Annotated in this window: 25 protein-coding genes and 2 tRNA genes; 16 read left to right on the plus strand and 11 right to left on the minus strand. The window is 47.9% G+C overall.

The window, feature by feature from the left end; all coding sequences use genetic code 11:
* The first annotated feature begins 120 nt into the window (after positions 1 to 120).
* The 3 genes from EL628_RS07810 (at position 121) to ispG (ending at position 3,818) form a co-directional block, all read left to right on the plus strand.
* The gene (locus EL628_RS07810; RefSeq protein WP_126579395.1) at positions 121 to 1,296 is read left to right on the plus strand and encodes a 1-deoxy-D-xylulose-5-phosphate reductoisomerase; all 1,176 of its coding nucleotides are present in this window, start codon (positions 121 to 123) and stop codon (positions 1,294 to 1,296) included.
* A gap of 70 nt (positions 1,297 to 1,366) precedes the next feature.
* A complete protein-coding gene (locus EL628_RS07815) occupies positions 1,367 to 2,563 on the plus strand; it encodes a M50 family metallopeptidase (protein WP_126579396.1) in 1,197 nt (398 codons plus the stop codon).
* A gap of 19 nt (positions 2,564 to 2,582) precedes the next feature.
* The gene (gene ispG / locus EL628_RS07820; protein WP_126579397.1) at positions 2,583 to 3,818 is read left to right on the plus strand and encodes a flavodoxin-dependent (E)-4-hydroxy-3-methylbut-2-enyl-diphosphate synthase; all 1,236 of its coding nucleotides are present in this window, start codon (positions 2,583 to 2,585) and stop codon (positions 3,816 to 3,818) included.
* A 155-nt stretch (positions 3,819 to 3,973) separates the two neighbouring features.
* On the opposite strand, the gene EL628_RS07825 is transcribed toward ispG, so the two are convergent.
* Together EL628_RS07825 and EL628_RS07830 are read right to left on the minus strand one after the other, a co-directional pair.
* Complete coding sequence (locus EL628_RS07825; RefSeq protein ID WP_136626706.1) at positions 3,974 to 5,077, minus strand: HEAT repeat domain-containing protein; 1,104 nt, start codon at positions 5,075 to 5,077, stop codon at positions 3,974 to 3,976.
* Entirely contained in the window at positions 5,038 to 6,060 is a 1,023-nt protein-coding gene (locus tag EL628_RS07830) for a HEAT repeat domain-containing protein (RefSeq protein ID WP_126579399.1), read from the minus strand. The genes EL628_RS07825 and EL628_RS07830 overlap by 40 nt, the downstream gene beginning before the upstream one ends.
* 306 nt (positions 6,061 to 6,366) lie before the next feature.
* Here EL628_RS07830 and EL628_RS30755 point away from each other — a divergent pair, with 306 nt between their 5' ends.
* Positions 6,367 to 6,501 carry a hypothetical protein gene (locus EL628_RS30755; RefSeq protein WP_281276525.1) on the plus strand — a complete coding sequence of 45 codons (135 nt, stop codon included), beginning with the start codon at positions 6,367 to 6,369 and terminating at the stop codon, positions 6,499 to 6,501.
* Between the two features lie 60 nt (positions 6,502 to 6,561).
* Here EL628_RS30755 and EL628_RS07835 read toward each other — a convergent pair whose 3' ends face one another.
* The 5 genes from EL628_RS07835 to EL628_RS07855 all read right to left on the minus strand — a co-directional run bounded on the left by EL628_RS07835 (position 6,562) and on the right by EL628_RS07855 (position 10,151).
* Complete coding sequence (locus tag EL628_RS07835; protein ID WP_126579400.1) at positions 6,562 to 7,602, minus strand: HEAT repeat domain-containing protein; 1,041 nt, start codon at positions 7,600 to 7,602, stop codon at positions 6,562 to 6,564.
* A 49-nt stretch (positions 7,603 to 7,651) separates the two neighbouring features.
* Positions 7,652 to 9,241, minus strand: coding sequence for a hypothetical protein (locus EL628_RS07840; protein WP_126579401.1), 1,590 nt, complete (start codon positions 9,239 to 9,241; stop codon positions 7,652 to 7,654).
* 99 nt (positions 9,242 to 9,340) lie between these two features.
* Complete coding sequence (locus EL628_RS07845; protein WP_126579402.1) at positions 9,341 to 9,682, minus strand: hypothetical protein; 342 nt, start codon at positions 9,680 to 9,682, stop codon at positions 9,341 to 9,343.
* A 282-nt stretch (positions 9,683 to 9,964) separates the two neighbouring features.
* Positions 9,965 to 10,038: transfer RNA gene (locus tag EL628_RS07850), tRNA-Val, on the minus strand.
* A gap of 39 nt (positions 10,039 to 10,077) precedes the next feature.
* Positions 10,078 to 10,151 (minus strand) — tRNA-Val (locus EL628_RS07855).
* Between the two features lie 290 nt (positions 10,152 to 10,441).
* On the opposite strand from EL628_RS07855, the gene EL628_RS30320 reads away from it, so the two are divergent.
* The 10 genes from EL628_RS30320 (at position 10,442) to EL628_RS07905 (ending at position 20,493) form a co-directional block, all read left to right on the plus strand.
* Positions 10,442 to 13,105, plus strand: coding sequence for a CHAP domain-containing protein (locus EL628_RS30320; protein ID WP_126579403.1), 2,664 nt, complete (start codon positions 10,442 to 10,444; stop codon positions 13,103 to 13,105).
* Positions 13,106 to 13,139: 34 nt separating this feature from the next.
* Positions 13,140 to 14,798 carry a 3-dehydroquinate synthase gene (gene aroB, locus EL628_RS07865; RefSeq protein ID WP_161975337.1) on the plus strand — a complete coding sequence of 553 codons (1,659 nt, stop codon included), beginning with the start codon at positions 13,140 to 13,142 and terminating at the stop codon, positions 14,796 to 14,798.
* Between the two features lie 4 nt (positions 14,799 to 14,802).
* Complete coding sequence (gene aroQ / locus EL628_RS07870) at positions 14,803 to 15,240, plus strand: type II 3-dehydroquinate dehydratase (RefSeq protein ID WP_126579405.1); 438 nt, start codon at positions 14,803 to 14,805, stop codon at positions 15,238 to 15,240.
* A 17-nt stretch (positions 15,241 to 15,257) separates the two neighbouring features.
* Positions 15,258 to 16,358, plus strand: coding sequence for a M24 family metallopeptidase (locus tag EL628_RS07875; RefSeq protein ID WP_126579406.1), 1,101 nt, complete (start codon positions 15,258 to 15,260; stop codon positions 16,356 to 16,358).
* Positions 16,359 to 16,372: 14 nt separating this feature from the next.
* Entirely contained in the window at positions 16,373 to 16,930 is a 558-nt protein-coding gene (gene efp, locus EL628_RS07880; RefSeq protein WP_126579407.1) for an elongation factor P, read from the plus strand.
* A gap of 49 nt (positions 16,931 to 16,979) precedes the next feature.
* Positions 16,980 to 17,501 carry an acetyl-CoA carboxylase biotin carboxyl carrier protein gene (locus EL628_RS07885; RefSeq protein ID WP_161975338.1) on the plus strand — a complete coding sequence of 174 codons (522 nt, stop codon included), beginning with the start codon at positions 16,980 to 16,982 and terminating at the stop codon, positions 17,499 to 17,501.
* Positions 17,502 to 17,507: 6 nt separating this feature from the next.
* On the plus strand, positions 17,508 to 18,728 hold the full coding sequence (xseA, locus tag EL628_RS07890; RefSeq protein WP_126579409.1) for an exodeoxyribonuclease VII large subunit: 1,221 nt from the start codon (positions 17,508 to 17,510) through the stop codon (positions 18,726 to 18,728).
* 23 nt (positions 18,729 to 18,751) lie between these two features.
* Positions 18,752 to 18,973, plus strand: coding sequence for an exodeoxyribonuclease VII small subunit (gene xseB, locus EL628_RS07895; RefSeq protein WP_126579410.1), 222 nt, complete (start codon positions 18,752 to 18,754; stop codon positions 18,971 to 18,973).
* 18 nt (positions 18,974 to 18,991) lie between these two features.
* Positions 18,992 to 19,435 carry a divergent PAP2 family protein gene (locus EL628_RS07900; protein WP_126579411.1) on the plus strand — a complete coding sequence of 148 codons (444 nt, stop codon included), beginning with the start codon at positions 18,992 to 18,994 and terminating at the stop codon, positions 19,433 to 19,435.
* Between the two features lie 314 nt (positions 19,436 to 19,749).
* Positions 19,750 to 20,493, plus strand: coding sequence for a response regulator transcription factor (locus EL628_RS07905; RefSeq protein WP_126579412.1), 744 nt, complete (start codon positions 19,750 to 19,752; stop codon positions 20,491 to 20,493).
* 208 nt (positions 20,494 to 20,701) lie between these two features.
* On the opposite strand, the gene EL628_RS07910 is transcribed toward EL628_RS07905, so the two are convergent.
* Both EL628_RS07910 and EL628_RS07915 read right to left on the minus strand, forming a co-directional pair.
* Entirely contained in the window at positions 20,702 to 21,664 is a 963-nt protein-coding gene (locus EL628_RS07910; protein ID WP_126579413.1) for an SDR family oxidoreductase, read from the minus strand.
* 253 nt (positions 21,665 to 21,917) lie between these two features.
* Positions 21,918 to 22,856, minus strand: a complete 939-nt coding sequence (locus tag EL628_RS07915; RefSeq protein WP_126579414.1) for a thioesterase domain-containing protein — start codon at positions 22,854 to 22,856, stop codon at positions 21,918 to 21,920.
* A 373-nt stretch (positions 22,857 to 23,229) separates the two neighbouring features.
* Here EL628_RS07915 and acpS point away from each other — a divergent pair, with 373 nt between their 5' ends.
* Together acpS and EL628_RS07925 are read left to right on the plus strand one after the other, a co-directional pair.
* On the plus strand, positions 23,230 to 23,622 hold the full coding sequence (acpS, locus tag EL628_RS07920) for a holo-ACP synthase (protein WP_126579415.1): 393 nt from the start codon (positions 23,230 to 23,232) through the stop codon (positions 23,620 to 23,622).
* A 114-nt stretch (positions 23,623 to 23,736) separates the two neighbouring features.
* A complete protein-coding gene (locus EL628_RS07925) occupies positions 23,737 to 23,988 on the plus strand; it encodes an acyl carrier protein (protein WP_126579416.1) in 252 nt (83 codons plus the stop codon).
* 119 nt (positions 23,989 to 24,107) lie between these two features.
* Here the strand turns inward: EL628_RS07925 and EL628_RS07930 are convergent, their stop codons facing one another.
* Both EL628_RS07930 and EL628_RS07935 read right to left on the minus strand, forming a co-directional pair.
* Complete coding sequence (locus tag EL628_RS07930; protein WP_126579417.1) at positions 24,108 to 24,476, minus strand: hypothetical protein; 369 nt, start codon at positions 24,474 to 24,476, stop codon at positions 24,108 to 24,110.
* Positions 24,477 to 24,487: 11 nt separating this feature from the next.
* The gene (locus tag EL628_RS07935; RefSeq protein WP_126579418.1) at positions 24,488 to 26,758 is read right to left on the minus strand and encodes a hypothetical protein; all 2,271 of its coding nucleotides are present in this window, start codon (positions 26,756 to 26,758) and stop codon (positions 24,488 to 24,490) included.
* Between the last annotated feature and the right edge of the window lie 49 nt (positions 26,759 to 26,807).

Below are 26,807 nucleotides of genomic sequence, written 5' to 3' on the forward strand. Positions count from 1 at the left end.
TGAATTTGTCGTGTCTATTCGTCTGGGCGTGCTATAATCTGGATGGATGGGAACGCGACAAGGTGATCCTGATGATGAAGTCAGTCAGCGTATAGTATATATGTCCACAGGTTGAAAGATATGACCACTTTTCCTAAACGTATTGCTTTACTTGGAAGTACCGGTTCGATTGGTCGGCAGACGCTAGACGTTGTACGGCAGTTTCCCGAGCAATTTCAGGTTGTTGCCCTTGCGGCACGTAGTAATGTCTCCCTCCTTGCGCAACAGGTAGCTGAGTTTCAACCCCAGTTAGTGACCTGTTTTGCCGATACCCCCGAAGTAGAAGCCCGAGCGCGAGAGCTGTTGCCTCAGGCTGTCCTGGGTGAGCAGGGCTTGTTGGAGGTTGCGACCCATCCAGAGGCTGACATTGTGGTGGCTGCGACTTCGGGCCTGGTTGGTCTAAAGCCAACATTGGCTGCGATTGGAGCCCGCAAGGCGATTGCTCTTGCCAATAAAGAGACGCTCGTGATGGCTGGTCACCTCGTGATGCAGGCTGCTCAACGTGCTGGCGTTCCGATTCTCCCTATTGATAGTGAGCATAGTGCTATCTGGCAATGTTTGCGCGGTGAAGAGCAGCGTGATATTGCTCGCCTCTTCTTAACCGCATCTGGCGGCCCTTTCCGCTCTGCCACGCTTGAGGAGATACAGGGGGTCACAATTGCGCAGGCCCTGGCTCATCCAACCTGGCATATGGGACCAAAGATTACCATTGATAGTGCAACGTTAATGAATAAGGGTCTGGAAGTAATTGAGTCGCGCTGGCTCTTTGGTGTACCATATGAGCGCATGGAAGTAGTTGTGCATCCTGAAAGCATTATTCACTCAATGGTTGAGTTCGTGGATGGCTCGATTAAGCTTCAAGCCAGCCTTCCAAGTATGCATATTCCCATTATGAATGCACTGGCCTATCCGCAACGACTTGATCGAACGGGGGCAGAGTTTATTCGTGAGTTGAGCTGGCCCACGGTTGCCAATCTTCATTTTGAAGCTCTGGACCTCCCACGTTTTCCTTGTTTCCGTCTGGCATTGGAGGCTGGCCGACGTGGTGGGACCTATCCCAGCGTGCTGGTTGGAGCCGATGAAGAGGCTGTAGAGCTTTTCCTGGCGGGCAAGATTCGTTTTGTCCAGATTGCTGAATTCATTGAGGAGGCGCTTGAGCGCCATACTGCGATTGAGCAGCCTGATGTAACAACAACGCTGGAGACCTGTGCGTGGGCGCGACGGATGGTGCGTGAACTGTGGAAGAAACGAGCCTGATAGCAAGATATCTGTCAGAGTGGTGGAGAAGGCATGGCAGTTGTTGTAGAGAGTAAAGGAAAATAACAGGATGATGAACTGGTCTTACCTTGCTGTCATTCCAGTGTTTGGCCTGCTTGTAATTGTGCATGAGCTAGGACATTTTCTAGCCGCCAAATGGGCAGGTATTCGCGTTGAGGAATTTGGATTGGGTTTTCCTCCCAATGTTGTCAGTATACGCAAACGCGATAATGGGAGCTGGGAGGTCATGTGGTTTGGCAGGAGTCGCGAGATTGATACCAGCAGTACGCAGAATCCGTTTACCGGGACTGCTGGTGGAGTGACCCAGGGAAAGACGAGAGGCAACACCATTTACTCGCTCAACTTGCTGCCAATTGGTGGTTTTGTGCGGATGCCTGGTGAAAGCGGGGATGTGACGGATGAGAATGGCAACTACGATGAGGATAGCTTTGCTGCGAAGTCGGCAGGGAAGCGCATTGTGGTGCTCTGTGCAGGCGTTGTGATGAATATGCTCCTGGCCATTGTTCTCTTTACGATTGCCTATAGTCTAGGTGAGCCGACGCGCCCGGCGATTATTGAGACGGTCTCGGCTGGTTCGCCCGCCCAGATCGCAGGCGTGCGTTCTGGTGATACCATTTTGAAGGTCAATGGCAAGCCTGTGAGCATGTTTGATGATATGCGAGCGATTGTGACGAAGGCTATCTCTGATGATAAAGGGAAAAGTGCCAGTGTCCCTGTGACGCTGGATGTTCGCCATCGTGATGGAACGACTCAGACGCTCCTGGTGAATGCTCGTACCCATGCCACTGCCCAACAGGGAGCGATGGGCGTCTCTGGTGCAATTGTGATGGTGAAAGCTCCTCTCTGGCAGGCACCTCTGAAAGGGCTCTCCTATACGTATGAAACCACCAGATTGATTCTGAGCGCTCTGGGGCAAATGATTACGCGGACGATTCCCGTTCAGCTATCTGGGCCAGTGGGTATTGCACAGGTGACTGGTAGCGTGGCGGAAGCCGTGCCAAATTACGGCTGGTTTCCGATTTTAAGCCTGACGGGCCTGCTGAGTGTGAACTTAGCAATCTTCAATATATTGCCATTCCCCGCTCTTGATGGGGGACGCGTCGTATTAGTATTAGTAGAGCTCTTGCGAGGCGGCAAACGTCTGAAGCCCGAGCGCGAAGGTCTTATTAATTTTATTGGTTTTGCAGTCTTACTTCTACTCTTGGTTGTCGTCACGATCAGTGATGTAGCCCATTGGGGAAGTTAATTGGAGTGTGCTTAGAATTATGCGCAAAAAAACTCGACAGATTCATGTAGGTAATGTAGCGATTGGTGGCGATGCTCCCATTGCGGTCCAATCCATGACAACGACCTATACGCGTGACGTAGCTAGTACTGTAGCACAGATTCATCGTCTCGAAGAAGTAGGCTGTGAACTTGTTCGTGTGGCTGTGCCGGAGATGGAAGATGCCGTTGTCCTCAGTGAGATTAAACGGCAGATTCATATTCCCTTGATTGCAGATATCCATTACAATCCACTTCTGGCGTTAGAAGCGATCAAACAAGGCATTGATAAGGTCCGTATCAACCCAGGAAACCTGTTGCAGGGACGAAAATCTCTGGAACAGATTGTGCTGGCAGCAAAAGAGCGCGATGTTGCCATGCGTATTGGTGTGAACTCTGGTTCAATTGATGCTATCGATAAAGTGGCACAGATGCAGCGTGTGCAGGTTCGTCTACGCGATGATGGAACGTTGGAACGTTCCGATCCCGCAGAGGCGCGCCGGAAAGAGCGCGATCACCTGGCCGAACGAATGGTGACAAAGGCGCTGGAATATATTAGCTGGTGTGAAGAGCTGGATTATCACAATCTGGATGTATCTCTGAAATCTTCGACGGTGTTGACGGCAGTTGAGGCGTATCGTCGCTTCTCTGAGCGATCGGATTATCCTTTGCATCTGGGTATTACTGAAGCTGGTACGTTGGTTGCTGGCTCGGTCAAATCAGCGCTGGGGATGGGCCTGTTGCTGGCTGATGGTATTGGTGATACGTTGCGTGTGAGCTTGAGCGCTGAGCCTGAGGAAGAGATTCCAGTGGCATATGAGATTCTGCGTTCTTTGGAGCTGCGCAATCGCGGCGTGACCTTTGTCTCCTGCCCCTCCTGTGGTCGCGTTGAGATCGATGTTGTAGGCGTCGCTAATGAAGTTGAGAAGCGTCTGACGAAGGTCCAGACTCCGATTCAGGTTGCTGTGATGGGCTGCGTTGTTAACGGCCCTGGCGAGTCTCGCGATGCAGATGTGGGTCTGGCTGGAGGTAAGGGCAAAGGAGTGATCTTCCGTAAAGGTGAGCCTGTCCGCACCGTTCCAGAGGATCAGTTTCTTGATGCTGTGCTGAAAGAGGTTGCCAGTCTGCTCCCAGAACATGAGGCGAGGCTGGTCTATCCTGAGGGTGGAATTAAAGAGATTGCCGGGACCCATCGTACCCGCGATGAGGGTCGCAATATCCCCATTTTGCAGAAGTAAACCGATAAAGAGGGTGTACAGAAATCATATCCCTCGTAAATGCGGATGCTCCCTCCTGTGGCAATATGTCGTCACATGAGGGAGTATCCGCATTTACGAGGGCTTGAATGCTGCGCATAACTCTCCGTTTACAACAAAAAAGATCATCCTTTGACCTATTCGTTTTTGTCCTCATGTGGAGAACGTATGTAAGCAACAATTTCTCCATAGGCAGCGACAGAGGAGTGCTCTTTGCTGTGATCCCCAAAGTAGATATCGATGCTTGCTCTTTGTACTTCGCCGCTTACATTATTATCCACGAAAAAAATATCAAGAATGCGTAAAGTATTCTTATCGCGCGTTCCACGCATCAATTTTCCGAGGATAAACGCAGCTTCCTGGCGATACTCTGAGTAGGGATCGTGTTGTAGCTGATCACCGTCTTCAACCCATGCCCCTTGTTGAAGTGCGTCAACAGCGAACTGCCAGCTGTTAGGGATCTGTAAGTAGAGCAACAAAACACGCAAAGCTGTTTTTTGTAAGAGCAGTGACTTGTTTTTGAGAAATGTTTCGATTGTCTCACTGGCCTCTTGGAGGCGAGCGCGTCCGCATTTGAGTAGAAATGCATACTCGTCTTGTTTAGGCAGTTTCCCAGCATTGAATTCTGCAAATGCTTGTTGTGATTCTCTTCTTAACTCAGTGGTAAGGTCAGAGTCACGAGAGGTGTTGATAAATTCCCAATCGACATCCTGGTCAATATAGAAGCCAGACTCGAATATTTCCCACTTCCCGAGTGCAACCAGAAGCATGCCTTGATACGCAGCTCTTTGGATTTCTTCGTCTTCATAGATATCAGCGACGACACTGGCGAGAAGCCCCAGGGTTTTTCTGTCTTGTGTGTTTTGTTGGAGTCGGCCTAAAGCCAATGCTCCTGCAAAACGTTCAAATATGTCAGAGCCATACAGAAAAAAATCTCGTGCAGTTGGCCAGTATTTTTGGAGACGAAAATAACTCGTCAATGCATGCAGTGCAGCGATACGAACATCTACATCTGAACTTTGTAGAAACGCTTCGATTTCTGGCTGAGCGTCTATGAATCCATATTTTCCCCAATGAAAGATCATTGATTCGTAAGAAGATGCAGGAACCTTGCCAGCTGTATAGTTGGCGAACAGCTGCAGCGAGTATTCATCGGGGACGCGTCTGCGATCAGGCATATCTTTTTTAGTCCCTTCCATTTTCAATCGGAAAAGGGTAGGTAGGCGTCTATAAAATCCCAATTTACATCTTTTTGAAGCGAAAAATCAGCCCGTTGCATTTGTATTTGTTCATCCTCATAATAAAAAGCAATTGAGCAGAAGGCAAGATAGGCTGCTTTGCGCACTTGTTCGTTTTCATTGATATCGCGTACTATCGGTGCCAAAATTTTATATATGGCAGGATCTTCGGTGTTTCTCTTGAGATATCCCAACATGTTAGCTCCCTGAACACGGCAGATGACTGCAGGGTCGTGTAAAAGAAACTGTTCGGCACTTAAGAGATAATTATTTTGCTGATTATAGTACAGGCAAAGCATCTTTAGTGCTGTAGAGCGAACTTCTGGAGATGCTGAAGAGAGATAACTTTCTAGAACGAGTCGCGCTTGTGGAATAATGCTACGGCTCATTTCTTCTAGAATTGTTGGTAAATCTGATTGTAAAATGGTACCAGATTGAACTTGGTCAAGTAGTTCTTGCGCTTTTTTGACCGGAAGATTGTTATCAACAAAATTCCAATCTATCTTTTTTTCAAGATCGTTATCAGTGGAGATGTCTGTTAGCTCGTCCTCGCTATAGCTTTCAATACTTCTCATTGCTCCATACGCATCCTTACGAACAAAAAAACTCTCTTCGGGATTACGTACTATAGGTGCTAAAAGCCTAAGAATTGCGTTATCATGCATATTTTTCTTAAGATAGCTAAGCATACGTGCGCCTTTGCTACGACAATCAGCATCAGGATCATGGAGCAGAAAGGAGATAGCAGTAGGGACATATTCATTCTCACGATTGTAATAAAAGCAGAGATTTTGAAGGGAGGCTGCGCGTACAAGAGGATCTGAGTGTGAAAGATAAGACTCAAGATCGGAACGCGCCTCTTCCAGTCCATATTTCCCAATTTTATTTATAGCACTTGGTAAATCTATTACTGGAACTTCTTTGTTTTTCAATGAAGTTAAGAGTTGATAAATAGTTTGACTTTTTTGCTGGTGGCTTTCTTGCATTTTTATATTTCTTTCTAATGAAAATAGCAAAATGTTGCAGGGGCAGAATGCTATTATTTTTCCCTGGTTTGATCAGGTATCAGGACGGAGAGTATACATCCAGGGGTAGGATGGGTTCATGCCAAATCTCCTATGAGAATGCGAAGCCGTAAGTGATGATGATTACGATAGCCTTGACGCATGAACATTTTTGTTCGATTGTTTTTTTTCTCGATAAATCCATTGGAGGTACAGCTACACTATCTGGTGGATAAGCTCAAATAACTATGCAAAAATGAGCTCAAACGAGGGATATTCCACCACTTAATGTTGCTGTATCCCATTGGAAATACGAAAGGTAAAAAGGCGACAATCTCTTTTTCACCAGTTGGCAAAAAAGAGATTGTTGGAACCCATCATACCCGTGATGAGGGTCGCAATATCCCCATTTTGCAGAAGTAAACCGGTAAAGAGGGCTTGAATAACTCTCCGTTCACACCAACAAAAAGATCATCCTTTGACCTATTCGTTTTTGTCCTCATGTGGAGAACGTATGTAAGCAACAATTTCTCCATAGGCAGCGACAGAGGAGTGCTCCCGATTATAATCGCCGAAGTAAATTTCAATACTTGCAATCTGCGCGTCACTGCTCAGATCATAGTTATCATCATTAAAAAAAGCATCTAAGATCTGTAGTGTTTTTTTATCACGTGTTCCACGCATCAACTTTCCGAGGATAAACGCAGCTTCCTGGCGATACTCCGAGTGAGGATCGTGTTGTGACTTGTCGCTGCCTTCAACCCATGCTCCTTGTTGAAGTGCGTCAACAGCGAACTGCCAACTGTTAGGGATCTGTAAGTAGAGCAACAAAACACGCAAAGCTGTTTTTTGTAAGAGCAGTGACTTGTTTTTGAGAAACGTTTCGATTGTCTCACTGGCCTCGTGGAGGCGAGCTCGTCCGCATTTCATGAGGAATGTATATTGATCAAGTTCGGTTAGCAGTTGTCCAGATTGGAATTGTGTAAACGCCTGTTGCGCTTCTGTGATGAACTCTCTGGCAAGATCCGGATTATGTTGGGTGTTAATATATTCCCAATTGGCATCCTGATCAATATAAAATCGAGAATGGACCATTTCCCACTTTCCAGATCCAACGAGAAGCATAGCTTGATAGGCATCTTTGCGGATTTCATCGTTTTCATAGATATCAGCGACGACACTGGCGAGAAGCCCCAGGGTTTTTCTGTCTTGTGTGTTTTGTTGGAGTCGTCCTAAAGCTAATGCTCCTGCGGAACGCTCAGACATGTCAGAGCCATACAGAAAAAAATCTCGTGCAGTTGGCCAGTATTTTTGGAGACGAAAATAACTCGTCAATGTATGCAGTGCAGCGATACGAACATCTACATCTGAACTTTGTAAAAACGCTTCGATTTCTGGCAGCGCTTCCACAATGTTATATTTTCCCCAATCATCAATCATCCATGCATATTGGGAAGTTTCTATCTGGCCAGCACGGTACTTGGTGAGCTGTTGAAATGCATACTCACGCCTGTTATCAACCATTAATGTTGTCCTTTTCTTAATTTTTGATTTTCACCCGTAAATAGTGGTTTTACCTATAATATTGAGCTCCTGGAACTTTGCAAGTCGATATTTGAAGTAGGTCTTCAATTATAGGAACTTGTCCTTGATCAGGCCAAGTGTTTGGGGGAGGAGATCCAGGAGCTATTTTTGACTTTACAAATTTTTTCAGATCTTGAAAGGCATTTTGTACATCTGTGAGACTCTGCACTTCGGCAATTTTGGTAAGAATATCTGGAGAATTGGGGTTAGGAGCACGGGTAATATAATTATTAAGATTGTCTATTTGTTTTTGTATTTGCCCATCAAGCTTATCAAGCGAATTTAAAGCCTCTTCTACTTCCTGGTCATGAGCTGATCCAGAATAATGGCCTGTTCGATTATATTGATCTGTATCAACCTGATCAGAATTATTTTCTTTCCAAGCCCCCTCTAAATCATTAGGCGTAAAGTGTTTGTAAATAGCCTCCCAAGCTTTCTTATAAGATGTATTCACTCTTGTAGAACGGTTGGCAGTCAAACTAGCTGTGTTGAGATAGCCATTCTGGTATAGACAACGGATCATTGCTGCCGTCAAAGCACTTGCCCCTAACCATCTAACAAGATATTGAAGAAGATCTCTTGGAATATTTCCTCCAAACTCGTTTGCTAATTGATCAATAAGCGATGTCTCTGTTGGTGTTTCTGGGATGCCTTTATCGTTAGGATTGGGTAATGTTTTGCCAGAACTTACCAGAGGTGTGTGGGTTGTGCTCACTGGTATAGCTGTGGCTTTGTGTGTCAGGTGATGATAGCTATAGATGGCCAGCGTGCCGATCAGCCAGAGTAAGGCGTCAGCGGCGACGAGGGCCAGCAGCAATTCGACTTCGGAAGCGATCAGAGCTCCCCAGGCGATAGCTCCAACGGGTACACCAACTGCAAAGCCGATGCCAGCCGTCCCGACGCCAACAGCTGTAATGCCGATAGCTCCTACAATCAACAGCAGAATGTCCAACAGGGCCATGCCAATTGCCAGAATGCCTATCCCTTCAAGCACAAGCATAAAGGTGCGGTTGAGGATCGCCTGATGGCTATCGTGTTGAATCTGATCGGAGAGCTCGTTGAGCGTTTTTGAGATATCGTCGAATGAGCTGCTCATCTCTTCCACGCTGGCTCCCTGCCAGGCGACATTTGAGACCGTATTGCTGGTCTTCAAAGCGTCAAGCTTTGTTTTCATCGTGCTCAGCGTGGTGGTATGAACATCTGCAATGGTATTGCCGTGGGTCGTTTGTTGAGAGAGAGCATCTTTAATGGGGGTGAGGGCCTGGGTGGCCTTCATCTCAAAGAAGCGTGGTGCTCCGTGTGTTATGACCCCATCTGCCAGCTCTTCAAGGATAAGCGAGACATCGCCGCCAAATTGAGCGATGTGAATAGAGAGCGTAGAGATAACATTGACAGGATCTTGCTGCATATCGATCAGAAATTTAACGAAGGCCTCTACACCACTAAAACTTGAGATACCCAGAGATGAAAGCTCATCGGTGGCATGGCTCACCAGATGGCTCATATCGTCGGCGAAGTGTTCGACGCCATTGATCATTGCACTAAAGGCGTTTCCTGTGTCGCCCGCAGTCCCAGACATAAAGAATCCTTTCTTGTCCTATATAATGGGGTCTATTGATGAGCTTTTTGTGCGCAAACGTAGCGCTTCGGAGTAAAGAGAATTGCCGCTTTATTCCAGCTATTCAAAGCCTTTTGGTGACTGCTCAAAACTTTTTTTGACATCGGTATCGGTCTGGCCCATTTGTTGACTGGCCTTATCGATCTGTTCGGCCAGGGTGTGCAGGGCATCATAGCAGCTATGGAACTGTTGGTGATAGCTAGCGAGGGCTGTCTTAAGCTCGTGGGACTTGCCTTTTCCGTCAGGAATTAGATTGGCGATCGATTGGGTAATGGTGGCATATGAGTCGGGATTCTGCATGAAGAGAGCGTCGTGTTGCGTCCATTGTTCATGGATAAATGTACGCAGATCTTTGGATGTAGTAGACATATCGTCAAATGGGTAAGAGATTTTTTCAGTCATGATTGCTGTAATCCACGCTTTCTATAATTATAGATGACTTATCATAGCCTCCATTCACTATAATATATTCCTGTGGGAGTAATTTCAAGGCGTTTAGGGGGTGATAGTGATTCTAAAAAGACAGAAGGAGGGTGATTGGATTGCGCATGCTGGCAAATTACGTGCAAAAGCAAGCTGATTGTGGATAAACCCACTCTCTATGGGATTGTTTGTTGCATCGCTGGAGTGAAGATACTATAAAAAAGCCATCAGTCTGCAAGAAGTAGACTGATGGCTTAAGAATGGGCGATACAGAACTCGAATCTGTGACCTCTACCATGTCAAGGTAGCGCTCTAACCAACTGAGCTAATCGCCCGTAAAGGTCTTGTTATTCAACCTCATAAGATGGACTGAATGGGCAATACAGAACTCGAATCTGTGACCTCCACGATGTCAACGTGGCGCTCTAACCAACTGAGCTAATTGCCCTTGAACACGGACTATGATAGCATCGACACCCACCATTGTCAAGCATTTTTCTGATTAGTTTTTTTTGTCTGGCCTGTCTACCTCTTTCCGGGCCTTTTTCATATGATAGAGAAAAGTAAAGATTCTGTAAAATGCGCAAAAGTACTAAATTATCAGCTCAGGCGTATTGATTATCTATACGCCGAATGGTATACTTTGACATGTTTCGAGGAATACACCTCTATAGATCGATGCTATTCGCCAGATGCTTCATCTTTATTTGCTTGCTTTCTTAGGAAGGTGTGGTCTGTATGCTTTCTTCGGCCCAGAGCTGTTTATTGACTAGTAGGCGTCTCTTATTTACCTGTTTTAAAAGCCGTCAAAAATCGAAGATATTTGGATTAGTACTTTTAGCTGTACTGATTATAATAGAGTTCTCGCCTTTTAATACATCCTCTGTGAGCGCCCAGCACACACTGCCAACCGTCAATATGAATTGTGGTCATGTCTCGTTCTCGCAGGATGGTAATCCTTTCCCCCTCTGTCCTGGGAACCCCAATGGAGCATTGACTGGTGGAAATTGTGTCTGGTGGGCCTGGGAGCAATGGCATCTCTTAGGGTATGATCTACCACTTAACTGGGGCAATGCCGCTGATTGGGAGGTGGATGCGATCCGTTCGGGTCTGCCTTTGGGGAAGACGCCTCGCGTGGGTTCGATCGCAGTCTTTCCGCGTGGGGATGGCGTCTGGGCCTTTGGGCCCGAGGGACATGTGGCATTTGTAACGGCAGTCAGCAGCGATGGCTCAACTTTTGATGTAACCTATCAAAACTATGGCGATCCTCATCCAATGTATGTTGGGACGAGCTATAACGTCTCTTTAATTAACCAGCCTCGCTTCCAGAATGGAGAGATGCGCTTTATTTATTTTCCTCGTTCGTTAGATCTCAAGCGTTTTGCCCAGTTGCCTGGCATTAGTACCGACAATATCGGGGCCGCCATTGCTAAAGCAAATATACAGCTGGCCACAACTGGTTTTGAAGGTTCAACCAGTTCAAGCGCAAATGGAGCCTCCACAGCAACAACTGCTACAACCTTTACCGATGATCGTGTTGCTCTAGGACTCTCTGCAGTCTCAACTGATCAAGAGTATAATGCTGATTTTACTGGAACTGGTGTGAGTGATCTCCTGTTATATAACCGTGCCCAGGGGAATATCGATATCTTTCGTCTACAGGTTCCGCCTGTTAGTCAGGGGAAAGATATCCCCGACGATCCAAATGGCAAAGTGCAAAAAACAAACTTTCCCCAGAACCCACAACGAATCAGCCTGGGCGATGCGATCACTGGAGCTGGTAAATGGGGCCCAAATCTCGATATTCACATTGGCGATTTTTCGGGTGGAGGGAAGTCCGAGATCCTCCTTTATGATCGCGTAGCAGGAACCATCCAGTTATTAAGCTTGAATGCCGATCTGAGCATTAAAAAGCACGTCACGCATGCAAATGTGGGAACTGGTTGGGAATTTTACGTTGCACGCCTCAACGATAATCGGAGTGGTCTGTTTATGTATCGCCGCTTTGCCTATGCTGATCAAGTTCCTGCTGATCAGCCATCTCCAACGCCAACCGATAATTCGCAGTGGACAGACCCATGGACGAATCCAGATGATCCCGGAAATATAGATACTGCCACTGAGACGCCAAGTCCAACGGCAACGCCAAGCCCGACAGCGACGCCAAGCCCAACGGCAACGCCAAGTCCGACGGCAACGCCAAGCCCGACAGCGACGCCAAGTCCAACAGCGACGCCAAGCCCAACAGCGACGCCAAGCCCAACAGCGACGCCAAGCCCAACAGCGACGCCAAGTCCAACGGCAACACCAAGTCCAACGGCAACATCAAGCCCGACGGTGACGCCAAGTCCAACGGCAACACCAAGTCCGACGGTGACGCCGAGCCCAACGGCAACTCCCACACCAGTTGTTGTGCCAACGCCAACCGCAACTGCATCATCTGTTGCCACCCAGACAACCACGGCAAGCAAGCAGAGTGTTGCTCTCCTTGCTCAGGGAGATATGGGAATGGGATTAGTCGATCCTGAGCCGACCTCGACGACAGCACCAGGAAGCGGGGACCTCAGTGGCACTGCTCTTGCTTCCTGGGAGAGACATGGTCGAACGGCCAATGTGCAACTGCTGGATTTCAATGATGATCTGAGTATTCGTCATCAGCAGTCTTACACGCTCTGGCACGCCAACTGGGAGGTTTACGTCGGACGCTTTGTCAATGCTCAGCAGGATGGTATCTTCCTGTATGATCGTATTGCTGGAGAAGGGCGTATGATGGACTTTGACAGCAATCTCCTGGTCAATCACTACGAAGAGCAGCATAATCTCAGTGGCAACTGGGAAGTTTATAGCGGCGATTTTACCAATAGTGGGCGTGCTCAGACCCTGTTTTACGATCCCAGTAGTGGTGACGCTCAGATTCTTTCCTTTGATTCAGACCTTAAGCTCGTGAGCCAGAAGCAGCTTGATAAGTTTGATACCAACCAGGTTTTGTATGTAGGCCACTTTGGCACACAGGCATTAAGTATCATGCTGTACGATATTCAGAATGCTCAGAGTACATTTGTCTCTTTTGACCAGTCATTGAATATCGTGCATCAGTATATTGTCAAATCCTGGGATCAGCACTGGCAGATTCTTGTGGGGGCTTTTCTGGACCGCTCTCGCTGTGTAGGTGATGCACAATGTGCAAAGAATGACGATATCCTCGTCCTCAATCGTCATACTGGTCAGATTGCCCAGTATATGTTCACCTTTGGCCGTAAGTTCCAGATTTATGATAATCGCACCCAGGCCTTTACACGTCGCGGCTATTCGGCAGAGCAAGTGGTGAGCTCAATAGATACCACCACATTCAACATGATCAGCGTTCAAACGACCAGTATCAGAAATGAGGAACTGTACTGATCACGTAAGGGCTGAACGTGGTACAATAGCGGTTATGCGACATGTATTTTTAATTGGGCTCTCTGGCAGTGGAAAAAGCACCGTTGGGCGTCTCCTCGCCCAACGGTTGGGTCTTCCTGTCTATGATATTGATGCACTCATCGAAGAAAAATATGGCGAGCGCATCCCTCTTATCTTCTCCCGACATGGCGAGGACTACTTCCGCGCTTTAGAGAGCAGCATTCTTTTGGAAGTGGCTCAAGAGAGTACTGGGGCCGTCATTATAACTGGTGGTGGTATCGTCACGCGAGCAGAGAATCGAGCACTCATGGCTGAACGTGGCATCCGTATCTTCACCCATGTCGATCCGGTGGTCGCGCTTCAGCGTTTGCAAGCACAACATGCTCGTGAACAGGCGAGCGGACAAACGCTGGAGATTCGTCCTCTATTGGCAGGCCCCAATCCCCTTGCAGCGCTACAGCAGCAGCTTGCTATGCGTCTATCCTGGTATCAGGAGGCAGAGCTCACCTGTTCAACCAGTGACAAGAGTGTAGAAGAGGTCGTGCAGGAGATAACAACCATGGTAACAGGAGCACAGGATCGGCCAGCCCCGATTGTGCGGCGGGTCCAGATTGGCGATGGATATGATGTGATTGTTGAGTGGGGGGGACTCGAGCGCCTGGGGTCCTACCTTTCACACCTTCAGCTTCCCCCTCGTGTCTTTGTCATTACAGACAGTAATATTGGCCCTTTCTATGCGGAAAAGGTCACTCAGAACCTGCTAGCCGCTGGTTTTGAGCCTCAGGTACTGACCATTCCTGCTGGCGAGGCCAGTAAATCCCAGACGCAACTGAATAAAATCTACGACTGGCTGTTAGAGCAGAGAGCAGAGCGCCGTGAGGCCTTAATTGCTCTGGGTGGTGGAGTGATTGGCGATATGGTAGGTTTTGCCGCGGCCAGCTATCTGCGGGGTGTTCCCCTGATCCAGATCCCCACCTCATTGCTGGCGCAGGTTGATTCTGCGATTGGTGGTAAGACAGGGATTAATCATCCAAAGGGGAAAAACCTCATTGGTGCGTTCTATCATCCGCGCCTGGTCCTGGCCGACCCTTCGACGCTTCTCACGTTGCCGGAGCGTTCACGAACAGAGGGATGGGCAGAGATTGTCAAATATGGTATCATACTCGACACTGAGTTATTCGCCTTGCTTGAGGCGCATGCAGAGACCTTGCGAGATTTTAGCCATCCCCCGGTAGCCTTGCTCTGTCAGATTATTGCGCGTAGTATTGATCTCAAAGTTGCAATGATCGAAGAGGACGAGCGAGAGCAGGGGCGTCGGGCTATCTTAAATTATGGTCATACAGTCGGGCATGCGTTAGAGAACGCCTCAGGGTATGGAGAATGGCTTCATGGGGAAGCAGTCTCTCTGGGAATGGTGGCGGCAGCAACAATGGCGCAGGAAGCAGGAATGTTGGCTGCAAGCGATGTACAGCGGCAGAATCACCTGCTGGCAGCCTTAGGTCTGCCAATCAGCTATACAGGTTCGGTTCAAGCACAAGAGATCCTCTCAACCATGCTGCTGGATAAGAAAGTAGTTGGGAAGCGTATTCGTTGGATCATGCCCACACGGATCGGAGAAGTTGTTATTACACCCATGCCAGATGATCTGGTAACTCGGGTCATCAAAGCTTTTTTTGCTGGAGAGGTACAGTAAGTCTATGCCCACTTTCCTCATTTTGAGCGGCCCCAATTTAAATACATTAGGCACCCGCGAGCCCTCTATTTATGGTACCGTGACGCTTGATGAGATTCATGACATGCTCCAAAAGTTGGCAAAATCGCTGGGTGTAGCGGTCCAGTGCTTCCAGTCGAATCATGAGGGAGCCTTGATTGATTATATTCAGCAGTACAGTGAGAAAGCAGCAGGCCTGGTCGTGAATCCTGGGGCACTCACCCATTATTCAATTGCCCTGCGCGATGCGATAGCCTCCTCACAACTCCCCACCATTGAGATTCATTTAAGCAACATCTATGCGCGTGAAGAGTTCCGCCATCATTCCGTAACGGCTCCGGTCTGCCGTGGTCAGATTACCGGTCTGGGATGGCGAGGCTATCTGCTCGCTTTAGAGGCATTATCTGAACTGGTGCAATTGTAAAAGGAAGAGAGAAGCATATGAGTCAAGAGAGCGTACAAGCCTTTCGTTCGTGGGTGGCGGAACAAGGGTTCGATGCATTTTTAGTCTCCCAGCCACAGAACGCGACCTATTTAAGCGGCTGGGCGAATGATGAGGAAGGAGCCTGTCTGTTAGTAATTGGTCAGGAGCAACAGATTGTGCTCACCAATCCTCTCTATAAAGAAGTCGCTGAGCAAGAGGCGGTAGGGTGGCAGGTTATTGTACCACCTGCCCGCGAATATGCCAGCGCGATCGCCTCATTGGCTCAAGAGCATGGTTGGCAAAAGATCGGGTTTGAATCCCACGCTGTCCGTTACGCAACCTATCAAGAGTATGTAGAGGCAGGCAAAGATCTCTTTACACTGATCCCCTCTGGCGATGGTGCGCTGGAAAAACTGCGTCAGGTCAAGCAGCCGCATGAGCTAGAGCTTCTGCGCAAAGCCATCGCGATTACTGATGAGACCTTTGCCCATCTATGCCGTTGGATTCAGCCGGGCATGACTGAGAAAGAAGTGGCATGGGAGATCTCGCGCAAGATGAGCGAGCTCGGTGCTGAAAGTCCCTCCTTTGACTCAATTGTGGCATCCGGCCCCAACGGCTCGAAGCCCCATGCGATCCCCAGCGAACGTAGAATTCAGAAAGGTGAGCTCATCACCATCGATATGGGGGCTCGCTATCATGGGTATTGTGCAGATATGACGCGGACCATCTGCCTTGGTGAGCCAGCTGAGCCTCGCATGAGAGAGATCTATGAGGCTGCCTTACGGGCAATGAAAACCTGTGAGCAGAACTTAAAACCCGGTATAAGTGGTCGAGCGGCTGACGCATTAGCACGTAATGTTCTGGCTGAAGTCGGACTGGCTGACTATTATATTCACAGCACCGGCCATGGAGTTGGTTTAGAGATACACGAGACCCCTTCTCTCGCCTCGCGTGCCCCAGAAGAGATGACCTTACTAGTTGGCAGCGTTGTGACCGTTGAGCCAGGCGTCTATATTCCTGGTTGGACGGGAACGCGTGTCGAGGACTGTGTGTTGATTAAAGAAGATGGTGTTGAAGTATTAACGCAATCACCGACCGAACTGGTGATTCAGCGCTAAAGGAGAGTATAGTCATGATTTCTACTGGTGATTTAAAAAAAGGCGTGGCCATTGAATTTGAAGGCATGCCCTGTACCATTCTTGATTGGCAGCATGTAAAAATTGGGCGTGGTGGAGCGATTGTGCGTATGAAGCTGCGCAACCTGCGGACCGGCTCAACGATTGATCGTACCTGCGATGCAGGTGATAAGTTCCGTCGCCTGACCCTGGATCGAGCAACCGTGACCTATCAATATCAGGATGGGGATCAGTATCATTTTATGGATACCAATACCTATGATGATATTGTATTAACCGAGCAGCAGTTGGGCAATGCTAAAAACTATCTCATTGATAATATCGAGCTAGATATCGTCAGCCTGGATGGGTCTCCATTATCTGTCGATCTGCCCGAAAAAGTTGTGCTACGCATCACCTATACGGAGCCCGGCTATAAAGGTGATACAGCAACTGGTGGAACCAAGCCTGCCACAACAGAGACAGGACTTGTAGTTCAGGTGCCCCTGTTCTTATCGATCGATGATCAGATCCGCATCAATACTACCACAGGAGCTTATGTCGAGCGCGCATAGTCCGCTTAGCAGATGCGCATTAGTAACTGATACGCATGGGAGTTGCACAATGGATAATAAGAGCCAGTATTCCTATGAGGTAGATGCCTTCACCACTGAAGAGCGGCCCGCAGTTGAGCATGTAGGCGTTGAGCAGCTTCAGCGCCTGGTGCATCTACTGGATGGGAGCGATGTCTCTGAGATTGAGGTGAAGCGTGTTGAAGAGGGTATGCGTCTGGTCCTGCGTAAGGCCAGGGCCAGTCATGCCGGTGAGGGAGTGAGCTATCTTGCTCCTGTAGTGGCCGACGAAGAAGAGCTGACAGAAGAGGCCCCTCTTGAGAGCAAATATACAGTTAAGGCTTCACTGGTAGGTATCTTCCATACCTGGGCCAAGCCTAAAGGAAAAGACATGGTCACTGTTGGTGATCCCGTCAAGATAGGCCAGGTATTAGGATCGATCCAATCCTTAAACGTCCTTAGTGAAGTGGAATCCCCCGTTGCTGGCCATGTTGTAGAGTTTCTGGTTCAGAACGGACACGCTGTTGAATACGGGCAGCCATTGCTTGTTATCGATACAGCCGAGGGGGCGTAAGCGTGTATGCAGCTGTTTGATCCTCTGAGTGGTTCGGCACCACTGAGCGTCTCAATCTTTGCACTCTACGTACGTGAATTTTTAGAGAGCAATGATATCCTACAGAATGTCTGGATTCATGGAGAAGTCTCCAACTGTAAGACATATCCTTCGGGTCACTGCTATTTTACGTTGAAAGAAGGGGATGCACAGCTTCTCTGTGTCTTCTTTAAGTCGGCTCGTCAGCGGACAGGAGCACCATCATTGCGTGATGGAATGGCGCTGGCAGTGAATGGGCGTGTCTCATTCTATGAGCGTGATGGAAAATTGCAGTTTTACGTCGATGCAGTCGAGCCGTTAGGTGAAGGTGCTTTATTTCAGCGGTTTGAGCAGCTAAAGGCTCGCCTTATAGCAGAGGGTCTATTTGATACAGAGCGCAAACGCCCCCTTCCAGCACAGCCAGCGGTCCTGGGAATTGTGACCTCACTCCAGGCGGCAGCCTTGCGGGATATGCTGCGAGTGCTTCGCCTGCGTTATCCGCTGGTTCGTGTCTTGCTCGCGCCAGCCCTTGTGCAGGGGGCGGATGCCCCTGATTCAATTGCAGCGGCCATTGACCTGCTGAATGAACAGGGAGAGGCAGAAGTGATCATCGTAGGTCGTGGTGGTGGTTCAATCGAGGAGCTCTGGGCTTTTAATGAAGAGGTAGTGGCGCGTGCGATTGCTCGTTCGCGAATCCCCATCATTAGCGGAGTCGGGCACGAGACAGACTTTACCATTGCGGACTTTGTCGCTGATCATCGAGCCTCTACGCCAACTGCTGCAGCCACCGCGGCGGTTCCTGATCTGGCTGCCTGGCGTGCTGATCTTATCGAGAAGCAAGAGCAACTGGTCGACCTCATGCAAGAGCGCCTGCTTGATCTCCATGGGCAAATGGCTTATGCTCAGCGCGATCTTCAGCGGCTCAGCCCACAGAGCCTCATTGAACGTCGACGTCAGCAACTGGACGAAGCAAGTGAACGTCTACACACACAGATGAGCCATCTTCAGAACTTGCGGAAGGAGCGTCTGCGTGGCATCGCCTTACAACTGCACTCTCTCAGTCCATTGCTCACCATTGCCCGTGGTTATGCAGTCGTCCGAAGGGAAGAAGATCAGCAGATCATCACCAGTGTGCAGCAAGTACAGACTGGTGAGAAGCTTATCGTGCAGGTGCAGGACGGGCAGTTGGCGGTCAGAGTCGAGCCCTAGAGGTGAAGGAAAAGAAGCAGAGAATGGAACAGATATCTTTTGAGGAGGCCTTTGAACGGCTAGAGGCCTCTATTGCAGCCCTACAGGACGGGAAATTGCCCCTGGAAGAGTCATTGCAGCACTATCAAGAGGGGATGCAATTGTTGCGGCATTGCAATGAACTATTGCAACAGGCAGAATTGTCTGTGCAACAATTGAGCGTAGATGCGATCGGAACGATCACCGCGCAACCAGTAGATCTATAGGGGAGACGCTTTACACGTATGATGGATAATTCTTTACTGGATAATCATGTGTTATGGGCCTCCTTTATTGCCTGGGCTATTGCTCAGGTAAGTAAGACGGTCTACGAGCTATTTAAGCAACGCAAATTGGTGGTGAGTCGTCTAGTCTCTTCAGGCGGAATGCCAAGTTCTCACTCTGCACTGGTTACGGCTCTGGCAACGGCAACCGGGCGTGTGGCTGGAGTAGGTTCGACCGCTTTTGCAATTACTGTCGTATTAGCCAGTATCGTCATGTATGATGCAGCTGGAGTACGGCGTGCTGTAAGCATTCAGGCTCGTATCCTGAATCAGATGATCGATGAAGTTTTTACTGGCCGTCCACTGGCAGAGAAACGCTTACGTGAACTGATCGGGCATACGCCGATTCAAGTTTTTGTAGGAGCTCTGCTCGGCATCGTCGTTGGCCTCGTTATCACACGCTAAACAGCTATTTTTGATTGATTCCACTCAATATGTGCAGGACCTTCGTATAACGAAGGTCTTTTTTAGTAATTGTAGAGGTAGCTTCAAAAAGAATCGGACAATTTTAATTCTATAGCTGTGTTTGTAGAGAGAGAGGTTATTAATCGATAGTACATTGAAATTAATCTCCCTATAGGGTATAGTATTTAACGTGGAATAGGGAGAATTGTCCAGTTTTAATTGCTCTGTGCCAGAACGAAAGGCCCTCATCAGGTCTATTTTGCTGATTATTCTCGCCATGTTTGGTTGTAGTAGAGAGGTAGGAAGGTGGAAGTATGAAGTTGCTGGTTATTGATCAAGATCGGGATCTGGTCGAGATGTTGGCCAGCTGGCTCAAGACAGTCGGCTACGAAGTGTATCGCGCATATACAGCCGAGCGAGCCAAACATGAGTGGATGGAGCACAGGCCGGATCTAGTGATTATGGATACTGCGTTGAGAGATGCTGACATGTTGGCGGTCTGTCGCGATCTAAGAATGAAGCACGATGCATTGGTGCTGGTTGTGACGGAGGGCCATGATATCCAGGACGAAGTACGTTGTTTGGAATCTGGAGCGGATGATTATATTAAGAAGCCTTTTTTCCCCTCACAACTTCTGGCGCATATTCGTGCAGTGAGCCGTCGCGCTCGTTTGACTCTGGAGCGTAGTCCTTCCTCGCTTGTGGTCGTGGGCCCGATTAGCCTGGATTCGTTGCATAATGAAGTAACTGTAGACAATAAAAGTGCTCGCCTTACTCCAACCGAGAGCAAATTGTTGCACTTACTGGCTCTTAATGCCAATGATGTTTGTACAGCCAATCAGATCGTTACGCATGTCTGGGGATACGATGGAGATGGTGATGCCTGCTTAATTAAGGCTCATATTCGTCATTTGCGTCAAAAAATAGAGCCCGATCCGAGTAATCCCCACTATATCCTGACAGTGCCAGGGGTTGGTTATACCCTTATTCGACGTTCAACTGATACCACTGTGGAACAGGAAGAGCCTGTTCGTTCTTTGCATGCTCTTTCGAGCTAACTTCAGGATTTTGAGCCAGCTCCAGCCGCATCCGCCGAGATCATGGGCTTATGGGCGAATGAAAGAAGAGGTTCAGCCGTAGAGTAGAGATGGTATGAATAGTAACTGCTGTTGGGATAACGGCCTCTACGGCTGAATCTTTGTTGATCGTTACATAGGTTTGACGCTCTTCAGAAACTACTCGAGATGCTTATCTTCTTCTTAAGGATTACTGCTTTCGTTGTATCTTGATCGATTCCAGTGTGCGAGCCAGCCCCTGGCGGAAAGAGATTGTTGGATGGAAGCCTAATAATTGTTCGGAACGGGTGATATCAGCTACGCTCTCGCGCACATCGCCAGGACGAACATGTGTATAGATAGCTTTAACCGGTGTATTGAGCAGCTCACCTGCACAGCGAAGAACCTCATTGAGCGAGGTGCGTGTGCCGCTACCAATATTCATCGTTTTTCCAACGGCGCTCTCTGACGTAGAGGCCAGAAGATTGGCCTGTACGATATTATCGATGAAGATAAAATCTCGTGTCTGTTCACCATCTCCAAAGATAACGGGTTGCTCGCCTTGAAGGATTGCGGTGAGGAAACGTGGGATTACAGCAGCGTATTCGGATTTAGGATCTTGTCGAGGCCCAAAGACATTGAAATAGCGCAGTGCGACCGTCTCTAGCTTATAGAGTTGAGTAAAGATACGACAGAGTTGTTCGCTACTCAGCTTATGCAGAGCATAAGGCGAGAGTGGCTCTGGTGAAAGTTCTTCATGCTTGGGGAGAAGTGGTGAATTGCCATAGATAGCTGAAGAGCTTGCAAAGACAACGCGCCTTACCCCGGCATCGCGTGCTGCAAGTAGCACATTCTGGGTGCCATTCACATTAACGTCAAGTGTCAGCTTTGGCTCTGTGATTGAAAAAGGGACTGAGGCGATAGCAGCTTGATGCCAGACTACCTCTACCCCTGCCACTGCAGCTTCAAGGGCTTCAGAATTGCGAATATCACCATGCTGAACCTCTAGATGGCCAGGTAATCGTTCCAACAATTCAATTGTCTGGCGTTTGCCGGTGGAAAAATTATCAAAGATGCGGACGGATTCCCCTTGACTTAGCAGAGCTTCTGCGATATGGGAGCCAATGAAGCCAGCTCCCCCAGTGATGAGATAGCGTGCAGAATTTTTATACATCTTTCAACACAACGTTCTCGTCGTAGATCTCTCCAAAACGCGAACATGTGTTACCCCCTTCCTCTACTTACACAATAAATCGGGCTTTATCAGATATTTAGAGCTTCTAGCAATATATCAGAAAGGAAAACATTTGCATATACGTAATTCATAGTAAATTTTTGTAGCCATTTTTTAGGGTAAAAGAGGAACGTGACCTTTTATACACGATGATCTGGTTTCTACTGGGTAAGGATGCGCTATGGAAGGATCATCATGTTGGTGCGATAGAGGAATGAGGATACAAAGTGGAATGATAAGGCGAACCAGACAGAGTTTGATCACTGCTCTCATGGATATTCGGGAGTAGCTCCGTATAAAACTTGATTGTTTTAGCAAGTAGTTGGATATTCTCCTCAAGGAGGTCCATATAATATCCAGGCAGAATCGTAGATCTTTCTCGGTCTTCGCTCTGTTTCCAGCGATAACGATACTTTGTGCCCTGGTCAGTCCAGATAAAGGCACAATGTGCAGGTTGAAAGAGTGGTCTATAGAGAGTGGCGAGTGAGATAAACACGCCTGAATAATCATGATAGAGTGTCTGAGCAGGTGGGAATAGCAGGCGTATTTTTTCATCACGGGCAAAAAGAATAGGATAGTATTTATTGTGTCGATGGTCCGCTGGATAGAGCCTGCGGTTCATATAGGCAATGATCTGGCGAAGTTGTAGAAAAAGTAGCTGCTGCCGCTGTTGTTGTATGCGAAAAAGATTTCCCAAGACCTGTATTGATTTCCGTACAAAGAGCTGCTTGCGGTTAATCTCTGAAGGCGCAATCATAATCAGGGATGCAATCTGCTCACCTTGTACCTGTAACTGACGAGCCATCTCATACACAATATAAGATCCACCACAAAAGCCAGCCAGTTGGTACGGCCCTTCCGGTTGAATAGCTCGAATTGCCTGGATATAGATAGCTGCTAACTCTTCAAGCGTGAGAGGTTTGACCTCTCCAGCATAATCGTAAGCATCGACCAGATAGAATGGTTGATGAGAGCCCAGAGTACGTGAGAGGGTATAACAGTAGAATGGAGGGGAGTCGCTTCTATCGCCATGGAAAAAGAATAGTGGCTTCTTCTGAAATGATGATCTGCCTGCTTGAATTGTATGAATACGAACTTGTGCTTTGAGAGCTCTGTCGGATGCCGTAGCCATTATTGTTTGTTCCTTTCCTGTCCATAGACTGGTACAATCATCAAAACCATCATTTTGATGATGTTACTTATAGTATGATTTAATGGTCCAAATGATTTGAGAGAAATGATATCAAGAAAATAGGAAAAAATCGAGCTTCTTTCGAGATAACAGACGTGGGATAACTTATAGCCATAGTTGGAAAAGGATTGACAGGGTTCTGAAGGGCCTATTATAATAAGCAAAGATTTCAGTGACCTGGTATGTATTTATGTAGAAACAAGCGATTAGAACCAATTTTGAAAACACTGCTAAAATTTTCTTCTTCTCACGCTTCTTCATGCTTTCTAGTTGTTCTCTTTTTTCGTCTCTCTAAGCCTCCTCGAGGAAAACTATGAAGGCATCACCTTTTCGTGTGGGGATTGACCTGGTGGCTGTGCAGCAAGTACGAGAGTCGCTGGAGCGTTATGGGCAGCGCTATCTACAGCGAATCTTTACTGATGATGAGCAAAGCTATTGTCTGAGTTTAGCTACTGCACAGGCACAAATCGCCAGCCTGTCGGCTCGATTTGCAGCCAAAGAGGCGACGATGAAGGTTCTACGTATAGAGCGAGGGATTGATTGGCGGCAGATTGAGGTTCGACGCTGGCCCGAGGGGTATTGCGATCTTGTGTTATCAGGCGAAGCTGCTTTGTTGGCTCAAGAGCGAGGAATCTGTACACTCTCGCTTAGCTTAAGTCACGAAGCAGAGTATGCAACCGCGATTGTTATTGCGGACTTCTTCTAATGGTCTTTCATAAGAGCTCTTTCTTTCTAAGAATACACAGAGGTTGCCTTTCATATATATAATTATTTACTCGCCTCAATTCTTTGCTATCTATTGACGAAAGGTTGTGTTCATATGAGGGAACAGATTCGTACTATTTTGCAGGAAAACGCTCATCTTCCCGTTGCGATCGCCACATTAAGTGATGATGCCAACCTCTATGATTCTGGGATGTCTTCCCATTCAACGGTCAACGTTATGCTGGCCTTAGAAGATGAGTTTGACATTGAATTTCCTCCACGTTTGCTGAAACGTGGAGTTTTCTCCAGTGTTTTGTCGATTGAGAGTGCAGTTCGAGAGCTTGTGGGAGCGACAGAAGCGGTTTAAAGTACAGCCAGGTATGGTAAACGATGGCCAGCCTATCCATAAACCTTTTTAATATGGATAGGCGAGGAGCTTTACCGTAGAGAGCATCAAACCTATGCCCTCATGGGTTTGAGAGGCCGTTATGCACGAGTGCTCATGTGTTGGAGAAACGGTATTTTTGGCGTAAGTAACTGAAGGAACGCACCTGTGCAACTCCAGATCAGCAGGACCAGCAGGATTCCTCGGATTGACCAATGACCAGAGTAAAGGAAGATCCCCACCACAATGCCATCAATGGCAATCCCTACTGCGATTGCCATTGTCAATTCCATAATCAGGTTCTGTAATCCTAAAAGACGAATAAGCGCCATTCCAGGGCACAGAAAAAGAAACCACATCACAACAGCTCCCCTCAGCGGAGTGCCAGGTGCTGTAAAGAGGATTGCAACGACTGCTACAGCCGAGCACAGAATGAGAAGAGGCCAGAAGAGCCAGGCAAATGTTTTCATCGGTGTTAATCCTATGTAAGAGCGACAAACTGATAAATCTGAACATCCTGGTTACGAAAGACAAGGTTGAACTCACCAGAAGACTGTACTTTCTGTTCAAACGTGTCTAAACTCCCTGCTGGATAGCCCGAGAGGACATTATAGGTCTGTTTCGAACTACGGCTAAAGATAATGTAAGCGGCTGAGCCATGCACTTTCTTTTGCTGCATAAAGCGTGCTACTGTATTCACATCACCATGCCCCACCGCTTCAATGAGCGCAGGTTCCGCACTTACTGTATCTAAAGAGTATTTCTCAAATCCTTTGATCTGCCAGGGGACGCCTTGCCAGGCATCCAGAAAGAACGATTGATCAGGAGCCATATCATAGAGCGCAATTAAGCCGTTTACTTCATCGTAGGTCATATAATCCATACTCTCATTGCCATAGCGCGTAAAGAAGAAGCCTCCCATGAGCAAGGCGCAGAGCAGGCCATTACCGATCACCAGAAGAAAACGTTTCTCGAGCCAGGGAATGTTATAGAGAAGTGTTGCCATGAGAAAAGTCATGGGCGGCAAAGCAAAGAGGTAGCAGCGCAAGAGCATCTCGCCACCATATGGTTGGATAATGAAAAGCGGAAACGGGGTGAGCGCAAGCAAGAGGATTGTTGCATCCTTATGCCCCTGACGCCAGCGAAGCCAGGCTGCTATGCCAGCCGTTAACCAGACAACTCCAGACATAATGAGCCGTATACGAGCAATAAAATTGTGTTGAGGATTTCCAGTGACGCGATCAGAGACATTTTGTGTAAAGGATGAAAGAATATGTGTCAGACCCCCCAGAAGCGCATCTGAGTGTCCGGCCAGAAACGTCTGCGTCATTAATAAGATCCAGGCCGCTTCTATCACAATCATGGCGACTGGAAGCCACCAGAAGCGTATCCGCCGTGTGATAACCAGTATACCAACACTGGCGATAATAAAAAACGGTGATAGCTGATGGCTAAAGGTACTAAAGCCAAAGATAATCAATATACAGGCTACCAGTGCAATGCGTTGCCGCGGCTGACTGGGCATGATCAGTCTATCTGGTGTGCGTAACCACTGATAAAGTGGGGTCATAAAAGGAATTTTTGCCAGGCGAGGGGATAATGGACGAACAGGCGCCTCCGGATCGCTCTTGAGCCAGGTGAGACTGATAGCTAGAATGGCGAGATACAAGAAAAAGTTAAAGCCCTGAGGAGAGAAGTAGTCCTGCCCGATCCAGTTGGTGAGATAGAAGATCCAGATAGCGAGCCAGACGACGCGCTTTTTCTCTGTAAAGGCCCTGAAAATCATATAGAGTGGCCCAAAGTAGATTGCATTATAAAAAACGGGGGACCAGCCAGCGAAGTTTAAAATGTCGGGATAGCCAGCCAGTTTTGTGAGAAAAGCTGTCAGAGAGAAGAAGCCAGGCCAGCTAAAATAGGCATCGAGGTTGGGGTCGGTTGTTCCCGTACGCATAATGAATTCGGTATAGCCTTCGTGACGATAGACAATCGAAAAGCGAGGCATCTCCTCAACCACAATGCTGACTGCATAGAGCATAAAGATGAGTATGCTAAAGTACAGAATCAACTGTGCTGGACGAATTTTTGGTTGATACAGGACAAAGCAAAAACTGACTGTCACAAGAAACATTGCCGCAATGAGCGTTGGGGGAAAGACCGAGATCAGTCCCAGGTCATTCATCTGGCGAATATGAACATCTTTTAGCGCGAGGTACCAGAGCGCCAATGCCACCAGAGGAAGCAGATAAAGAACGATCTCAAGCCAGCGTTTATTCTGTTTGCTCTCTTCTTCAGGTTTTTGTGCGACAAGCGGCGTTACCTGCTCAAGCGCAACACGAGGGGTCTGCATAATCGTTGTGGCTGCATGTGTAAAGAGATCCACAACGTCGGGTGGTGATGAGATAGCTTTTTCTACCCGTGTCTCCTGCTCTACAACTGTTTCTATATGCTGTGTCGGCGATTCAGCGATGAATGACGGCATCTGCCTTGTCTCGAGGTTGGCAATCTCCGTTGTAGTAGCTGGAAATGCTTTGTCAGGTATGGTCCTGTTTTGGGTCGTAGATGGTTCAGACGTCAAGGCCTGGATGTGATTTGTCTCCAGTGCAGCAACCTCATCTTTCGAATTTGGAAGCTCTTTAACCATGCGACTGCGTTTAAATTTATTGTGTTTAGCGGAAGAAGGTGATATACCTGAGCCTTCCGTTTTGGTAGCTGCATGCTCCTGTGAGGGAACTGCTGGTGGTTCGTTTTCCATTTGAGAATCCTCCTCAACATCTTCCACATTATTTTGCTGCTCAGGCTCC

It is taken from the genome of Tengunoibacter tsumagoiensis (assembly GCF_003967535.1).
GTDB classification, from domain to species: domain Bacteria; phylum Chloroflexota; class Ktedonobacteria; order Ktedonobacterales; family Ktedonobacteraceae; genus Tengunoibacter; species Tengunoibacter tsumagoiensis.

Coding starts and splice junctions, on each gene's coding strand:
- EL628_RS07830 (WP_126579399.1), bottom strand. CDS start 6,060: ATGCAAGAAAGCCACCAGCAAAAAAGTCAAACTATTTATCAACTCTTA.
- EL628_RS07915 (WP_126579414.1), bottom strand. CDS start 22,856: ATGGCTACGGCATCCGACAGAGCTCTCAAAGCACAAGTTCGTATTCAT.
- xseB (WP_126579410.1), top strand. CDS start 18,752: ATGGAACAGATATCTTTTGAGGAGGCCTTTGAACGGCTAGAGGCCTCT.
- EL628_RS07930 (WP_126579417.1), bottom strand. CDS start 24,476: ATGAAAACATTTGCCTGGCTCTTCTGGCCTCTTCTCATTCTGTGCTCG.
- EL628_RS07835 (WP_126579400.1), bottom strand. CDS start 7,602: ATGGTTGATAACAGGCGTGAGTATGCATTTCAACAGCTCACCAAGTAC.
- xseA (WP_126579409.1), top strand. CDS start 17,508: ATGCAGCTGTTTGATCCTCTGAGTGGTTCGGCACCACTGAGCGTCTCA.
- EL628_RS07815 (WP_126579396.1), top strand. CDS start 1,367: ATGATGAACTGGTCTTACCTTGCTGTCATTCCAGTGTTTGGCCTGCTT.
- EL628_RS07910 (WP_126579413.1), bottom strand. CDS start 21,664: ATGTATAAAAATTCTGCACGCTATCTCATCACTGGGGGAGCTGGCTTC.
- EL628_RS07840 (WP_126579401.1), bottom strand. CDS start 9,241: ATGTCTGGGACTGCGGGCGACACAGGAAACGCCTTTAGTGCAATGATC.
- efp (WP_126579407.1), top strand. CDS start 16,373: ATGATTTCTACTGGTGATTTAAAAAAAGGCGTGGCCATTGAATTTGAA.
- EL628_RS30755 (WP_281276525.1), top strand. CDS start 6,367: ATGTTGCTGTATCCCATTGGAAATACGAAAGGTAAAAAGGCGACAATC.
- EL628_RS07925 (WP_126579416.1), top strand. CDS start 23,737: ATGAGGGAACAGATTCGTACTATTTTGCAGGAAAACGCTCATCTTCCC.
- EL628_RS30320 (WP_126579403.1), top strand. CDS start 10,442: ATGCTTTCTTCGGCCCAGAGCTGTTTATTGACTAGTAGGCGTCTCTTA.
- EL628_RS07875 (WP_126579406.1), top strand. CDS start 15,258: ATGAGTCAAGAGAGCGTACAAGCCTTTCGTTCGTGGGTGGCGGAACAA.
- EL628_RS07935 (WP_126579418.1), bottom strand. CDS start 26,758: ATGGAAAACGAACCACCAGCAGTTCCCTCACAGGAGCATGCAGCTACC.
- EL628_RS07900 (WP_126579411.1), top strand. CDS start 18,992: ATGATGGATAATTCTTTACTGGATAATCATGTGTTATGGGCCTCCTTT.
- acpS (WP_126579415.1), top strand. CDS start 23,230: ATGAAGGCATCACCTTTTCGTGTGGGGATTGACCTGGTGGCTGTGCAG.
- EL628_RS07845 (WP_126579402.1), bottom strand. CDS start 9,682: ATGACTGAAAAAATCTCTTACCCATTTGACGATATGTCTACTACATCC.
- EL628_RS07905 (WP_126579412.1), top strand. CDS start 19,750: ATGAAGTTGCTGGTTATTGATCAAGATCGGGATCTGGTCGAGATGTTG.
- EL628_RS07885 (WP_161975338.1), top strand. CDS start 16,980: ATGGATAATAAGAGCCAGTATTCCTATGAGGTAGATGCCTTCACCACT.
- aroB (WP_161975337.1), top strand. CDS start 13,140: ATGCGACATGTATTTTTAATTGGGCTCTCTGGCAGTGGAAAAAGCACC.
- EL628_RS07810 (WP_126579395.1), top strand. CDS start 121: ATGACCACTTTTCCTAAACGTATTGCTTTACTTGGAAGTACCGGTTCG.
- aroQ (WP_126579405.1), top strand. CDS start 14,803: ATGCCCACTTTCCTCATTTTGAGCGGCCCCAATTTAAATACATTAGGC.
- ispG (WP_126579397.1), top strand. CDS start 2,583: ATGCGCAAAAAAACTCGACAGATTCATGTAGGTAATGTAGCGATTGGT.